14 protein-coding genes, 1 tRNA gene and 1 riboswitch are annotated in these 13,705 nt (G+C 73.6%); of the genes, 11 read left to right on the top strand and 4 right to left on the bottom strand.

Annotated features, from left to right (window positions below; all coding sequences use genetic code 11):
• Positions 1 to 82: 82 nt before the first annotated feature.
• The 6 genes from lhgO to ACSMTC_RS20650 all read left to right on the top strand — a co-directional run bounded on the left by lhgO (position 83) and on the right by ACSMTC_RS20650 (position 5,863).
• On the top strand, positions 83 to 1,321 hold the full coding sequence (gene lhgO, locus ACSMTC_RS20675) for an L-2-hydroxyglutarate oxidase (RefSeq protein WP_436561195.1): 1,239 nt from the start codon (positions 83 to 85) through the stop codon (positions 1,319 to 1,321).
• Positions 1,322 to 1,376: 55 nt separating this feature from the next.
• Positions 1,377 to 2,207: a tRNA (guanosine(46)-N7)-methyltransferase TrmB gene (gene trmB, locus ACSMTC_RS20670; RefSeq protein WP_436561194.1), complete on the top strand. Its 831-nt coding sequence runs from the start codon at positions 1,377 to 1,379 to the stop codon at positions 2,205 to 2,207.
• A gap of 162 nt (positions 2,208 to 2,369) precedes the next feature.
• Entirely contained in the window at positions 2,370 to 3,722 is a 1,353-nt protein-coding gene (locus ACSMTC_RS20665) for a PrsW family intramembrane metalloprotease (RefSeq protein WP_436561193.1), read from the top strand.
• Positions 3,723 to 3,797: 75 nt separating this feature from the next.
• Positions 3,798 to 3,871 (top strand) — tRNA-Met (locus ACSMTC_RS20660).
• Positions 3,872 to 4,363: 492 nt separating this feature from the next.
• On the top strand, positions 4,364 to 4,603 hold the full coding sequence (locus tag ACSMTC_RS20655) for a hypothetical protein (protein ID WP_436561192.1): 240 nt from the start codon (positions 4,364 to 4,366) through the stop codon (positions 4,601 to 4,603).
• An 84-nt stretch (positions 4,604 to 4,687) separates the two neighbouring features.
• The gene (locus ACSMTC_RS20650; RefSeq protein WP_436561191.1) at positions 4,688 to 5,863 is read left to right on the top strand and encodes a hypothetical protein; all 1,176 of its coding nucleotides are present in this window, start codon (positions 4,688 to 4,690) and stop codon (positions 5,861 to 5,863) included.
• An 89-nt stretch (positions 5,864 to 5,952) separates the two neighbouring features.
• On the opposite strand, the gene ACSMTC_RS20645 is transcribed toward ACSMTC_RS20650, so the two are convergent.
• Together ACSMTC_RS20645 and ACSMTC_RS20640 are read right to left on the bottom strand one after the other, a co-directional pair.
• The gene (locus ACSMTC_RS20645) at positions 5,953 to 6,696 is read right to left on the bottom strand and encodes a sensor domain-containing protein (protein WP_436561190.1); all 744 of its coding nucleotides are present in this window, start codon (positions 6,694 to 6,696) and stop codon (positions 5,953 to 5,955) included.
• Positions 6,697 to 6,766: 70 nt separating this feature from the next.
• Positions 6,767 to 7,390: a GNAT family N-acetyltransferase gene (locus tag ACSMTC_RS20640; protein ID WP_436561189.1), complete on the bottom strand. Its 624-nt coding sequence runs from the start codon at positions 7,388 to 7,390 to the stop codon at positions 6,767 to 6,769.
• Positions 7,391 to 7,536: 146 nt separating this feature from the next.
• Between ACSMTC_RS20640 and ACSMTC_RS20635 the strand changes: the two genes are divergently transcribed.
• A complete protein-coding gene (locus ACSMTC_RS20635; protein WP_436561188.1) occupies positions 7,537 to 8,400 on the top strand; it encodes a hypothetical protein in 864 nt (287 codons plus the stop codon).
• A 273-nt stretch (positions 8,401 to 8,673) separates the two neighbouring features.
• Here ACSMTC_RS20635 and ACSMTC_RS20630 read toward each other — a convergent pair whose 3' ends face one another.
• Positions 8,674 to 9,549 carry a M23 family metallopeptidase gene (locus ACSMTC_RS20630; protein WP_436561187.1) on the bottom strand — a complete coding sequence of 292 codons (876 nt, stop codon included), beginning with the start codon at positions 9,547 to 9,549 and terminating at the stop codon, positions 8,674 to 8,676.
• Positions 9,550 to 9,561: 12 nt separating this feature from the next.
• A riboswitch (cyclic di-AMP (ydaO/yuaA leader) is annotated at positions 9,562 to 9,720 on the bottom strand.
• Positions 9,721 to 9,891: 171 nt separating this feature from the next.
• The gene (locus ACSMTC_RS20625; RefSeq protein WP_436561186.1) at positions 9,892 to 10,095 is read right to left on the bottom strand and encodes a tautomerase family protein; all 204 of its coding nucleotides are present in this window, start codon (positions 10,093 to 10,095) and stop codon (positions 9,892 to 9,894) included.
• A gap of 226 nt (positions 10,096 to 10,321) precedes the next feature.
• Here ACSMTC_RS20625 and ACSMTC_RS20620 point away from each other — a divergent pair, with 226 nt between their 5' ends.
• The 4 genes from ACSMTC_RS20620 to ACSMTC_RS20605 all read left to right on the top strand — a co-directional run bounded on the left by ACSMTC_RS20620 (position 10,322) and on the right by ACSMTC_RS20605 (position 13,545).
• A complete protein-coding gene (locus tag ACSMTC_RS20620) occupies positions 10,322 to 11,146 on the top strand; it encodes an alpha/beta fold hydrolase (protein ID WP_436561185.1) in 825 nt (274 codons plus the stop codon).
• Positions 11,146 to 11,715: a TetR/AcrR family transcriptional regulator gene (locus ACSMTC_RS20615; RefSeq protein ID WP_436561184.1), complete on the top strand. Its 570-nt coding sequence runs from the start codon at positions 11,146 to 11,148 to the stop codon at positions 11,713 to 11,715. The genes ACSMTC_RS20620 and ACSMTC_RS20615 overlap by 1 nt, the downstream gene beginning before the upstream one ends.
• A gap of 330 nt (positions 11,716 to 12,045) precedes the next feature.
• Positions 12,046 to 12,261, top strand: a complete 216-nt coding sequence (locus tag ACSMTC_RS20610; RefSeq protein WP_436561183.1) for a hypothetical protein — start codon at positions 12,046 to 12,048, stop codon at positions 12,259 to 12,261.
• A gap of 150 nt (positions 12,262 to 12,411) precedes the next feature.
• Positions 12,412 to 13,545, top strand: a complete 1,134-nt coding sequence (locus tag ACSMTC_RS20605; protein WP_436561182.1) for a PP2C family protein-serine/threonine phosphatase — start codon at positions 12,412 to 12,414, stop codon at positions 13,543 to 13,545.
• The last annotated feature ends 160 nt before the right edge of the window (positions 13,546 to 13,705 follow it).

The raw sequence follows: 13,705 nt of genomic DNA, 5'->3' as shown, positions 1-13,705 counted from the left end.
CTGGTGGTCACACCCTTCCCCCTGGGAACATCGCTGCCGCGGGCATCCGGCGGCGGGTGCCGGGGAGGAAGAAGGTGCGGCGGTGGCGTACGACTTCGACGTGACGGTGGTGGGCGGCGGGATCGTCGGGCTGTCCACCGCGTACGCGCTCACCCGGCACCGGCCGGACCTGAGGGTCCTGCTGCTGGAGAAGGAACCCGGCTTCGCCGCCCACCAGACCGGCCGCAACAGCGGGGTCATCCACAGCGGCGTGTACTACCGTCCCGGCTCGCTGAAGGCCGGGTACGCCACCCAGGGCGCGGCCGAGATGGTCGCGTTCTGCCGCGAGCAGGGCCTTCCGTACGAGGTCACCGGCAAGCTGATCGTCGCCACCGGACGCGAGGAGCTGCCCCGCCTGCACACCCTGGCGCAGCGCGGCCGGGAGAACGGCATCCCGGTCACCGAGCTGGACGCCGCCGGGATCACCGGGTACGAGCCCGAGGTGACCGGCATCGCCGGACTGCACGTCGCCACCACCGGCATCTGCGACTTCGCCGCGGTCGCCCGGCGCTACGCGGTGCTCGCCGAGGAGGCGGGCGCGGTGCTGCGCACCGGCTGCGGTCTCGAGGGGATCGAGCGGCGGGCGGACGGGATCACCGTACGGATCGAGGGTGGCGCCGAGCTGCGCAGCGCGGTGCTGGTCAACTGTGCCGGGCTGCACAGCGACCGGATCGCGCGGATGGCCGGGGACGACCCCGGGGTGCGGATCGTCCCGTTCCGCGGCGAGTACTACGAGCTCGCCGCGGAGCGGCGGGAGTTGGTCCGGGGGCTGGTGTACCCGGTGCCCGACCCGGCCTTCCCGTTCCTCGGCGTGCACCTCACCAGGGGCGTGCACGGCGATGTCCACGTCGGCCCGAACGCCGTGCCCGCACTGGCCCGCGAGGGGTACGACTGGCGGACGGTCCGGCCGCGCGACCTCGCCGAGACGGCCGGCTTCCCCGGCACCTGGCGGATAGCGCGGCGGCACTGGCGGTACGAGATCGGCGAGCTGCACCGCTCGCTGTCCAAGCGGGCGTTCACGACCGCCGTGCAGCGGCTGCTCCCCGCGGTCTCGGCCGCCGACCTGGTGCCGGCCACGGCCGGGGTGCGGGCGCAGGCGGTGGCCCGGGACGGCTCGCTGCTGGACGACTTCGCCTTCGCCGGCTTCGACCCGGCCGACCCGTCCTCGCCGCGGCGGACCGTCCATGTGCTCAACGCGCCCTCGCCCGCGGCGACCGCCTCGCTCCCGATCGGCCGCGAGGTCGCGCGCCGGGCGGTCGCCGCCTTCGAACGGGAGGTGTGACCGCGCCCCGAGGGCCCTCACGGTTGCGACAGCACCCCCGTAGAATGGGGCGATTGTGACTGCCACCGCCTCCAGCACCCAGCCTTCCCCGTCCGCCCGGCTCTCCGCCGCTCCGGCCGCGTACCCCGCGCCGATGTACCCGCACAAGGCCACCGAGGCCCAGCACAGCGAGCGCCGGATCCGCAGCTTCCAGCCCCGCCGGGGCCGGATGACCGGCGCCCAGGCCAGTGCCCTGGACCGGGGCTGGGAGCGGTACGGCCTGGCGATCGACGGCACCCCGCTCGACCTCGGGAGCCTGTTCGGCGGGCTGCCGGTCACGCTGGAGATCGGCTTCGGCATGGGGGAGACCACCGCCGCGATGGCCGCCGCCGACCCGGCGACGGGCATCCTGGCCGCCGATGTGCACACCCCCGGTCACGGCAACCTGCTGCAGCTGCTGGAGCGCGACGGCTCCGAGAACGTCCGCCTGGCCGCCGGTGACGCGGTGATCCTGCTGCGCGACATGCTGCCGGACGCCTCGCTGGCCGGTCTGCGGGTGTTCTTCGCCGACCCGTGGCCCAAGCCCAAGCACCACAAGCGCCGCCTGGTCCAGCCGCACTTCCTCGACCTGGTGCTCCCCCGCCTGGCACCCGGCGCGCTGGTGCACTGCGCCACCGACTGGGAGCCGTACGCCGAGCAGATGCTCGCCGTACTCTCCGCCTCGCCGGAGCTGGAGAACCTGCACCCCGAGGGCGACGGCACCGGCTGGCTGGAGCCCGCCGACCACCCCGAGGGCAGCGTGCCCGGCTACGCGCCCCGGCCCGACTGGCGCCCGGTCACCAAGTTCGAGCGCGCCGGGATAGCCAAGGGCCACGTCGTACACGACCTGCTGTTCCGCCGCCGCTGAAACACGGTGCGACGACCGGGCCCGGCGACGGGCTCCGGTCGTACGCCCTCCGGGGGCGGCCGCACGGCGATCGGACGAAGCGGTGTCACCCGAGGTGATTGCCCCGGCACCGATAGTGCCGGGAGGCTCCCTGGGGCTGCGCCGTTCCCCTACGCTTTCCGGGTGAGCAGTCCGTCCGACGACGGCCCATCCCCCGACGCAACGCCCTTCCCCCCGGCCGCCTCCCCCGCCCCGGGCACGGTGCCGGGCGCCGCCGAACCGTCCGGGTCCGCCGCCAGCACGTCCGCGCACACCGCCGGTACCGGGCCGATCCCGGGGCCCCGGGTGCGACGGATCGGCCGACTGCTGGACCGGCACCGGTACGTCCGCCTGGAGGGCCTGCTCAGGCGGGCCGCGAGCCTGCGCTACCCCGCGCTCTCCTCCGCGCTGGCCGCCGTCGCACTCGCCGCCTGCGGTGTGCTCATCCTGCAACTGGTGCACCGGCAGACCGGCACCACCGGGCTGCTGGTCGGCCTGGGCCTGGCGCTGCTGCCACTGCCCTTCGTGCTGGGCGCGCTCGCCTGGCTCAACCAGACCGCCCGGGTGCCGTTGCGGCACGCCCTGTTCTGCCTCGCCTGGGGCGCCTGTGCGGCGACCACCGTGGCGATCATGGCGAACGGCTGGGCCAGCGACTTCCTGGTCGCCCACCAGGGCAGCATGCGCGGCGAGACGATCGGGGCCGACTTCGCCACCCCGCTGATCGAGGAGAGCGCCAAGGGCACCGCCCTGGTCATACTGCTGCTCCCGCTGCACCGGCGCCTGCGCTGCCGGGCCGAGCGCACCTGCGCCGTCCTGGTCCGGCGGTCCCCGGCCTCGCTGCGCCGCTCGGTACGGCGGCTGCGCGGCACCCCGCGACTGCGCCGCTTCCTGCGCCCGCTGCCGTACTTCCGCCCGGTCACCTACCACGGCCCGCACCCGCGCGGCGGACGGCGACGGGCCCGGTCCAGCCCGCGCACCCTGGCGGCCGGGGTGGTCCTGGGCGGGGTCACCGCCTGCGGCTTCTCGTTCACCGAGAACGCCCTCTACCTCGGGCGGGCCTTCACCGACGACCAGCAGACCAGGCTGGACGGCATCGGCCTCGGCGAGCCGCCCAGCCTGCGGGACTTCGACACCACCGTCCACACCTTCGTCCTGCGCGGGCTGCTCTCCCCCTTCGCGCACCCGCTGTTCAGCGCTCTCACCGGGCTCGGAATCGCGATCAGCCTGACCACCGGCCGCCGCTGGGCGGCCAGGCTCGCGGCGCCGGTCGGCCTGCTGCTGGCGATGGCCCTGCACGGAGTCTGGAACGCTGCGGCCGGGCTCGGCACCCACGGCTTCCTGCTGGTGTACGCGATGGTGATGGTGCCCGCCTTCGCCGCACTGGTCTGCTTCTCGGTGTGGGCCCGGACCCGGACCGCGAAACTCGGCCGGCACCCGGACCACCCGCCCGGCAATCCGCCGGCCAGGCGCTCGGCCAGACGGTGGAACGCCGCATGACGCACCCGCGCCCCGGGGCCGCGACAGAACCGATTTCCCTTATCGGCGACTCTCCCGTACTGTTGTGTTCACCGACGCGGGGTGGAGCAGCTCGGTAGCTCGCTGGGCTCATAACCCAGAGGTCGCAGGTTCAAATCCTGTCCCCGCTACTCAGTAGCCAGAAGGCCCGGCAGATTCGTCTGCCGGGCCTTCTGCGTTCTCCTCACCGGCTCCGCCCCTGATCCCCGATCCGCGCCCCGGGCTTCCGCTCCGGATTCCCGCGGATAAATCCGTTGCCTCCGGTCTTCGGCCTGCCTATGGTTGGCCTCAGAACACGAAAGGAGGTGATCCTGAGTTGAGTACGCACGCAACTGCGCAGGTAGGCGCATCTGACTCGCTCGGGCGCGCCTCCGTGGCGGCCGCCTTCTAGGTCCGGCCCCGCGGACGCGTTACCGCGCAGATGTAGTCGTTCCCCCGGGACACCCTCAGGTAGAGGCCCCGGGGGTTCGGCCTTTCCGGGCCCGGCCGACTCTGGGTCTCCAGACCTTGACCGGATTCGACCCAGTGATCCCAACCTATGAACGGATAAGATCGCGCAAAGGTGAGCCGGGAAGACTGGTCGGCACTGCGATCCGCCATGCGTCACTGCCCGGGAGCCTCCAATGACCAGACATCTCCGCCGAGTGCTTCCGGTCGCCGCTTTCGTCCTGACGACGGGGATCGCCAGCTGGGCGTCCGTCTGGATCTCGCACCAGGGCTGGGTCAGGAACGCCCTGCTGATCACCGGCCCGTGGCTGCTCCTGCTGATGCTCAGCGAGCTGCGGAACTCGGCCCGGGAGGTCCGCCGTCGCTTCAGACACCGGTCGTTCCCCCGGCGCGGCAAGGGCCCGGCCGACTCCTGAAGCCCTGCCACACTCCCTGTCCGGCCCCCGACGGCGCCCGCTACAGTCGCTGGGACCTAACGGATGGATCGGGGGAGGCCGTCGGTGATCGGTTCTGAGTCGGGGGCGGTGTCCGGTCCGGTGGCCGGCTCGCTGTCCGGTACGCGTCGGCGGGCGGGCGGGCGCCGGTACGCCCGGTACGGGCGGTACGAAGCCGGGCTGGCGCCGGAGGTGCGGTACGGCCTGGGCGGTGTGGTCGGGGCCGGCCTGGTGGGGCTGGTGCTCTACTCGGCGGCGAGCGGGCACTGGGCCGGGGTGCTCGGCGGGGGCCTGCTGGTGGCCGCGATGTCCACGGCGGTCGGTGGCGGGATGGGCTTCCTGTTCGGCATCCCCCGGCTGCTCAGCAGCGGCGCCGCCGCACACCCCAACGATCTGAGCGCCACCTCGACCGCGAGCTACGCGCCGAACACCAACCTGGAGCAGGCCTCCGACTGGCTGACCAAGATCCTGCTGGGGGCCGGGCTCACCCAGCTCGGCGCGGTGCCGCACCGGCTGCGGCAGCTGGGCGACGCGCTGGCACCCATGGTCGGGGACGAGAGCGGCGCGTCAGCGCTGGTGGCCGTGGTGGTGGTCTACTTCGGCGTGCTCGGCTTCCTGTCCGGATGGCTGCTCACCCGGCTGCTGCTCGCCCGGGCCCTCTCCACCGCCGACCGGCAGACCCTGGCCGACTCGGTGGCCCAGACCTCCAACTCGGCGGGCGCGCTGGACTACACCTCACCCGAGGTCCGGAAGATGTTCGACACGGGCGTGGAAGGCCTGCGGGTCCAGGCGCTGGCCCTCCTCCAGGGCAAGCCCGACCCGGCCAACCTCGATCTGATCGTCCGGGCGATCGACCGCAACCTCTCGCCGTTCGAGCTGCTGCAGGCACTGCTCGCCGCCCGGGAGATCGCCACCGACTCGGCACTGACCGATGAGCAGCGGGCGACGCTGCGGGAGGCCATCGACTACAAGCTGCGGAACGTGAGCGCGGTGCCCCCGTACTCGCGGCGGCGCGTGGTCGGCGAGGAGATCCTGCAGCTGCTGGCCGGACCTTCGAGCGCCGGAACGGGCGCGAGCGCCGGGGCAGGGGCGGCCGCCGGGGCTGAGGCTGGCACGGGCACGGGCACCGGCACCGCTACCGCGGCCGGACCGGGGGCGGTGACAGGGACGGCCGGGGCTGCGGCCGGGACTGGCACCGGGGCCGGGACCGGGGCCACGGCGGAAGCCGGAGCAGAGGTGTAGCCGGGAGAGCCACCGGAGGCGTCTGCCCCTGCCCCTGCATCCGCGCTGCCCACCGGTCCACGCGCCCTGGCGGTTCGCACGGCTTGAGGTCAGCGGTTGGAGAGCAGGCCCTGGATGGCCGCCCGGCTGACACCGTTGATCGCACGGACCAGCCCCGCGGTGAGGTAGAGGAACGCGATGCCGAGGAGCGAGACGCCTGCGATCTGCCAGGGCGCGGATATGTAGTACTGGTAGTGCCCGCTCTCCGTGGTGAAGTCGAACAGCTGCATGCCGGGCCAGCCCGCGTACTTGCGGTACGCCCAGTGGTAGGTGGGGTACAGCGCGAGCACCCAGCCGAGGAGCAGGAAGGCCGTCGTGATCGCGAAGCTGATGATGCTCCAGGGGAGCATCACCACCTGGTAGAGCGCCGCCTTCCAGCCCGCCGGGTCGGCCAGCCGGGCGGTGATCTGGCCCCAGAAGCCTGGACGGCTGGGCGCCACCCGGGCCGGCGCCGTCATCTCGGCGTCGAGCAGCGTACGGGCCCGGTGGCGCTCCAGGGCGCCGAGCCCGCGGGCGCCGGTGAGCAGCAGGGCGAGCAGTGGCAGGCCCAGCGCGGTGACCAGCAGGCCCATGCCGGCGGCGAAGAAGGCCACGACGAAGCCGAAGCCCGCCACGGCGAGCGGCAGCGAGCTCAGTGCGAAGCCGATCTGCCGCCAGGTGGCGGCGGTGACCGGGGCCAGCAAGATGGAGAGCCCCGACCCGGCGCTGCCCTGCGAGTCGTGGCGGTCGGTGCGGTGCATGCCGCCGGTCGCGGTGCTGCTCATCGCCTGCCCCTTGGTGTCGTCCGTGCTCACACCTCAACGGTGTCAGTTCCGGCCCGCCGCCGTAATGCAGCCTGCTGCCGACTTCGGGGTGGGGTTCTCCCTACCCCCGTCCTGCAGCGGGCGCCACCCACTCGTGTTCCAGCAGTGCGAACAGCAGTGAGTCGTACCAGGTGCCGCGCAGGCGGAGGTCGTGCCGGAGGCGGCCCTCCGGCTGGAAGCCGGCCTTGGTGAGCACTCGGACGGAGGCGGCGTTCTCCGGGTCGACCCGGGCGGCGAGGCGGTGCAGTCCGAGCGTCCCGAAGGCGAACTCGCAGAGCAGCGCGGTGATTTCGCTCGCGTACCCCTGCCCCCAGCTGTCGCGGCGCAGCGCGTACCCGAGGGTGGCGGAGCGGTGGTCGCCGAGGCTGAGCACGGCGGTGCCGATCGGGGTGGCGTACCCGGGTTCGTCGTCGGCGAGCACGGTGACGGCGAGCCGGTAGTCGGTGCGCGGGTCGGCCTCGGCCTGTTCGATGTAGAGCTCGATCTGGTCGGCGCACATGTCGTGGTCACCCGGTTCGAAGGCCAGGTACCTGGCGGCCTCGGGGTCGCCGAAGACCGCGTACAGGGCGTCCACGTCCCGGGGCGTGTGGTGGAACTCGCGGAGGGCGAGGCGCGGGCCGGTCAGCAGCACGGCCTGCCCCGGCCGTACCGGTCCCGGTTCGGCCGACTCCAGTTCTGGCTCCATGCCGTCCGACCCTACAGCGGGCCGCAGGCGCGGGCCCGGTGCTGCCCCGGGCCCGCCGGTCCGGGACTGCGCTACGGCGGGCCGCAGGCGCGGGCCCGGCGCCCGCCCGGCCGCCGGGTGGGGGCACACCGGCTACGGTACGTAGCGTGAACCACGATCTGCAGCTCACCCCGCATACCCGTACCACCGACCTGCTCACCTGGGCGGCCGAGCAGGGGTACGAGCCGGTGCCCGAGGAGGCGCTGCGGACGGTGCTCACCCTGCTGGAACTCGGCGGCGCGCCGATGCACGAGGGCTTCCCCGAGCTGAGCTCGGCGCTGCTGGAGCAGCTGCTGTACGAGCAGCTGTACCTGTACGTGCAGCCCGTGGCGGAGCCGGAGGCGTACGGGCGGGCGGTGCGGCTGCTGATCGAGCACCAGCGGGCCGCCCGGCGGCTGAACGCGAAGCGGCAGGCGAAGCTGCACGCGGAGGCCGAGTGGCAGGGCGAGCTGCTCTGCGACCTGCTGCGCCGGCCCCATCTGGTGACCTGGCCCCGGCTGTACGCGCTGCTGATGCGCGCCGACGGCGTGGACGTCGCCGACGGGGCGGCCGTGCGGGCCTGGCTGGAGGAGTTCCGCGGGCTGACTGAGGAGCAGCGGATCGCGTGCTTCGTCTGGCTGGAGGAGCAGGGGCTGCTGGAGCCGGTCCAGGGGGACGAGGGATGGAACCGGGCGCGGCTGCTCTCGGTGGGGATGGCCACCGACGGTGCGCGGCTGCTGCTGGAGAACCGGCTGATGGAGCGCAGCTACCGCAATCTGGCCGGGCGGAACGCCCTGGGGCTGCCGATGCCCGACGAACTCGCGGGGGATTTCGAGGGGTTCGAGGCGGCGGTGGCGGCGGAGGCGCTGCGGCTGTGCGGGGAGTGGACGGTGCCGGGGCTGCCCGAGCTGCTGGTGGCGGAGTTTCCGGACCTCGCGCCGGAGCCGGGGACGCAGGAGATCGAGGAGTACGTGGCGGGCACACAGGCCTGACGGCCCGGCCGGGAACACCCGGCCACCCGATCGGCGGTGCGACCGCCCGGGGAAACTCGGGAGCCGTCCGGTTCCCCGGCTCCCGGACGGCGCGAGCCCCGCGAAGGCGCCGGGTCGCTCGCGCCCCGTTGCGAGTCGTGCCGGTGGCCGAACGACCGCCAGGCCGCCGGGCCGCCCGCGTCTCGCCGTCGATAAGCCAGGTCACCGAACGGCCGCCACGGCCACCGGAGTTACCCGCGTCTCACCGTCGGCGGCCCGGTGGCCGAACGGCCGCTACGGCTGGAGGCCGTGGGAGTGGAGCCAGGCCAGCGGGTCGACCGGGGCGCCGCCGGCCGGGCGGACCTCCAGGTGGAGGCGGGGGCCGGGGGCAGCGCTGTCCGGCCGGAGGCCGTGGGAGCTGCCGGTGGCACCGACCCTGCCGAGCTGGGTGCCGGCGGCGACCTGACCGGAGACGGCGGAGACGGCGGAGAGGTGGCAGTACCAGATCTCGGTGCCGTCGGGCAGGGTCTGGATCACCCGGTACCCGTGGGCTCCGCTCCAGCCGGCCGCGGTGACCGTGCCCGCGCCGATGGCGGTGACCGGGGTGCCGACGCGGGCGGCGAAGTCCAGGCCGGGGTGCGGCCGGGTCCAGTGCGAACCGGCCTGGGCGGACTCCGCGGTGAGCGTGTAGTCGCCGACCGGCAGCCGGAGGGTGCCGAGCCGGGCACGCTCGGCCGCGGCCTGGGCCTCGGCCTGCTGGACGGCCCGCTTGGCCTCGGCCCCCTGAGCGGCGGCCAGCCGGGCGGACTCCTCGGCGGTGGTGCGCTCCCCGTCGGCCTGCTGCTGGATCCGGGCGGTGAGGGTGAGTCCGGGGTCGGTGGCCAGCACGTGGTCCGAGGCCGTGTCGGGGACGGAGAGCGCCGGTGCGGGGGCGGGCGGCTGGGCGACGGTGGCCGCGGCGGCCGTTCCCGCGGTGGCGAGCCCGGTGGCACCCAGGCCGGCGGCCATCGCGGTCACGCCGAGCAGCGAGCCGCCGCTGCGCGACTGACGCGGCAGCCGGTGCCGAGCCGCCCCGTCGGCTGCCGGCTCCTGCGGAAGGTCGAGCAGCTGGGGGCCGGACCCGAGGCTGCCGAGCCCGAGGTTGGCAGGGCTGTGCGACAAGGACGCCACCAAGGCGCGCTCCTTTCCTTCCTTCGCGCCGACCGGGTTAGCTGACGGGTTCGGAGCAGGAAGGTCTCCTACGGGCGGACCGAGGCCCGCCCGATTCACCCCAGGAACGTGGTTCCCCGGCTCCCGGACCCGTCCGGCAGGCGGGTCCTGAGGATTAGGCGACGGCGCACGGTGCCGTTCGGGTACGGCGTTGCCGACCGCGCTGCGTTATCAAACGTTAATCCGAGAAGCCCATGATTCCAAGCTGCACAGCTGGTGAAGTCCTGGCTTCCTGGGGCGTAATGGTCGATTTGTGACTATTGGCCAGGTTGTCCGATGACGGACCGTTATCCACCAGGGTGTTCAGCCCTGGCTCTGACGGTCCAGCTCAGCGACGGTCGTACCGGCGATCGCCCAGTTCTCACGCGGCACCTCCTCGATCGCCACCCAGATGTTCTCCGGCTTCACGCCCGTGATCCGGGAGTACGTCTCGGTGAGCTCGCGAGCGATCTCGGCCTTCTGCTCCTCGGTGCGACCGGCCAGCTGCTTGACGTTGATGAACGGCACGGGGGGCTCCTCGGGGTCGGAATCTGCGGCCAGCCGCACCGTATCGCACGGTTCCTGAAGACCCCTCGACCCGAAGGCCCCTCGCCCGAGGACGCCTCACCCGAAGACGCCTCAGCCCGGGAACCGACCCCGAAGACCTCGCCCCGAGGACCCCTTGACGGCTAAGGCTAATAGCCTTAGCTTTATGGCTACAGGAAGCAGCCACGAAAGACAGCGGAGGCAGGACATGTCCAGCACCCAGCAGCCCGACACCCGGTTCCTCGACGTCCCCGGCGGCCGGATCGCGTTCGACGACAGCGGCGCGGCCACCGGCGGCGCCACCGTGGTGCTGCTCCCCGGGATACTCGAGTCCCGCACCCTGTACCGGTTCCTGCGTCCGCTGCTCACCGCGGCCGGCCACCGGGTGATCTCCATGGACCTGCGCGGCTTCGGCGAGTCCTCGATCGCCTGGGACGACTACTCCCCCGATGCGGTCGCGCAGGACGTGCTCGCCCTGCTGGACCACCTGGACATCGCGCGGGCCGTCCTGGTCGGCCACTCGTACACCTGCGCCACCGTGGTCAAGGCCGCGGCCGCCGCCCCCGAGCGGGTCGCCGGGGTCGCGGTGACCGCCGCCTTCCTGGAGCACTCGCCGAACGCCCTGCAGCGGGCGCTGATGAAGGCGCTGGCCCCGCTGGTACTGACCTTCCCCGGCGTCTGGGGCTCCGCCCAGCGGTACTACTACCCCTCGCGCAGGCCCGCCGACTTCGAGAATCACCGGGCTCGGCTGGTGGCGGCGCTGCGCACCCCCGGCCGGAAGGCCGCCACCCGGGGCCAGCTGACCGGTGACTCCATCGCCCTCGGAGCGGCGGCGACGGTGCGCTGCCCGGCCCTGGTGATCATGGGCGGCAAGGACGTCGACTTCCCCGACCCGGCCGCGCTCGCCGACCGGCAGGCCGCCGCGCTGAAGGGCCGTAAGGTGATGATCGGCGGTGCCGGGCACTACCCGATGGCCGAGTTCCCCGAGGCCACCGCCGACGCCCTGCTCCCCTTCCTGCACGAGGTCGCCTGATGCCCAGGGTCGGACTCACCCCCGCCGCCGTCGTGGGCCATGCCCTCGAACTGATCGACGAGGAGGGCCCCGAGGCCCTCACCCTGGCCGCCGTCGCCACCCGCGCGGGCGTCGCCACCCCGTCCCTCTACAAGCACGTCAGCGGCGGTCTGGCCGAGCTGCGCCGGCTGATCGCCGTCCGGATCACCGAGGAGCTCGCCGAGCAGCTGGCCACGGCGGTGCTGGGGCGCAGCCGGGACGAGGCCGTCGAGGCGCTGATGGCGGCCTACCTGGACTACGCGGGCCGCCACCCGCGCCGGTACGCCGCGCTGCCGCAGGCCCCGCAGGAGGACGAGGAGCTGCGGTACGCGGCCGGCCGGCTGGTCGGGGTGATCCTGGCGGTGCTGCGCGGTTACGGACTCGAAGGCCCGGAGGCGATCCACGCGGCGCGTACGGTGCGCTCGATGGCCCACGGCTTCGCCTCGCTCTGCACCGGCGGGGCCTTCCAACTGGCCGAGGACCTGACGGTGACCCGGCAGCGGCTGGTCCGCGTGCTGACCGAGGGTCTGCGGGCCTGGCCGGCACCCTGAAGACGGCTTCAGGAAGGCGGGGCACCGGCTTGACGGATGTGCTCCCCAGGGCCCAGGGTGGCTGGACGGGACGGACCCTCAGGGCAGTTCGCCGGCGGGGGAGTCCGGCCGACGGCCCGTGTCGGACAGGGGCACCGGACCGGGCGGATCCGGCCGTCCCGATACGGATCCGGGTGGAATTCGAGACCCAACCGTCGCAGAGCACCGGCCGCACCGGAGTCCGGCCTGGGTAGGTACCATCCGGGCGGCCCACGAACCGTCAGCGGCGCCCGGCTGCCCAGGGACACGGGGCATGTCGCCCCAGGGCACGATCACGAGGAGGAGGGCGGCATGACGCAGACCACGCGGACCACCCGTCCCGGTACCGGTCTCATCCCGGGACAGCGCGGCACGGCCGCGGGCGTCGCGACGACCGCCCGCCCCGTTCTCGGCGACGGCCTGGCCGACACCCTGCGGCGCGCCTTCGCGATCGCCCGGGGCCTGCGTTCGCTGCGGCCGGTCCCCGTCCGCGCCCAGGAGCCGTACGGGGAGAGCGACGGCCAGTAGGGACGGACGCCGGCACCGGACCGGCGGCCCGGCCGGACGGACGCCGGGTGCGCCCGACGCGGCATTCACGTGGATCGGGGCCCGCGACGCTAGATTGACCTGAGCCTACGGCTGGTCAGCGGACTGGCCCGAGTCTCGGCGGAGGTCCTCGTGCCCGCAGTCACCACGATGGCACGACGGCTCGCCGGAGCAGTGCGGCGCGGCCCCTACGGACGCTGGCTGAGCCGGCTGCTGGACGGCGACCCGAGCGCGGAGCGGATCGCCCTCGCCCTGCTGGCCGTCTCCAGTGTGCTCCTCACCCTGCTGGCGATCGTCGCGCCCGACGACTGCCCGCCCTCGGCGCTGATGCTGCCGCTGCTGGTCGGCGGCTTCGTCCTGCACATCCGGCTGCAGCTGCTGCTGCTGATCCCGGTCGGACTCGGGCTGATCGCCGACTGGATGCTGCGTGCCCCCATCGGGGTGCGGACCGGTTCGGCCCTGATGGTGGTGGTCGCGGCGATGATCGGGCTGCTGATGTCCCGCCACCGCAGCCGGCTCGGACTGCGCGGCACCCGGGGCGACACCATGCTGCTGGAGCTCGCCGAGCGCACCCGGGACCTCGGCCGTCTCCCGGAGCGGCTGCTGGACTGGCGCTTCCACCGGGCCATCTCCCCGGTCAGCGGCGTCTTCTTCGCCGGCGACTTCCTGCTCACCTCGCAGCGGCCCGAGCGGGACCTGCTGGAGGTGGTCCTGGTGGACGTCTCGGGCAAGGGCAGCCGGGCGGCCGCACGGTCGATGCACCTGTCCGGCGCGTTCGCGATACTGCTCGGCTCGGTGCCGCCCGAGGCCTTCCTGCCCCGCGCCAACGACTACCTGGCGCGCAGTGACTGGGAGGACGAGTTCGCCACCGCCGTCCACCTCGCGCTCGCCCCCTCGACCGGGCGCTACCGGCTGTTCACCGCCGGACACCCGCCGGCCGGGCACTACCACCGTGCGCACGGCGGGAGTTGGGAGCTGCGCGGGGAGAGCGGGCCCGCGCTGGGGATCTTCGCGGGGACGCACTACCCCCCGGCGGCCGGACGGCTCGCGCACGGGGACTCGCTGCTGCTCTACAGCGACGGCCTGGTGGAGGTGCCCGGAGAGGACATCGACCAGGGCATCGGACGGCTGCTGGAGGCGGCCACGCCGCTGCTCCGGTACGGCGGGCCGGGCGATCCGGCGGCGGAGCTGCTGCGGACCGTCGCCCGCAACGTCGCCGACGACCGGACGGTGGTCGTCGTCCGCCGCCTGGGTGCGGGCAGCTGAGCCGGCGGCCGGAAGCGCAGGCGCTTGGAGCCGTAAGCGTCCGGGCCGGCGCCCGGGAGCGCGGACTCCCCGCTCCGAACACCTCCGCGCCCCTACCTGAAATTGCCGAACTGTAACCGGATTTGAGGTTTACACCAGGTGAACCATGGTCCGAATCGAA

Source organism: Kitasatospora sp. HPM-01-4 (assembly GCF_051374625.1).
Lineage (GTDB): Bacteria > Actinomycetota > Actinomycetes > Streptomycetales > Streptomycetaceae > Kitasatospora.
This window is presented reverse-complemented; position numbering and strand designations above follow the sequence as displayed.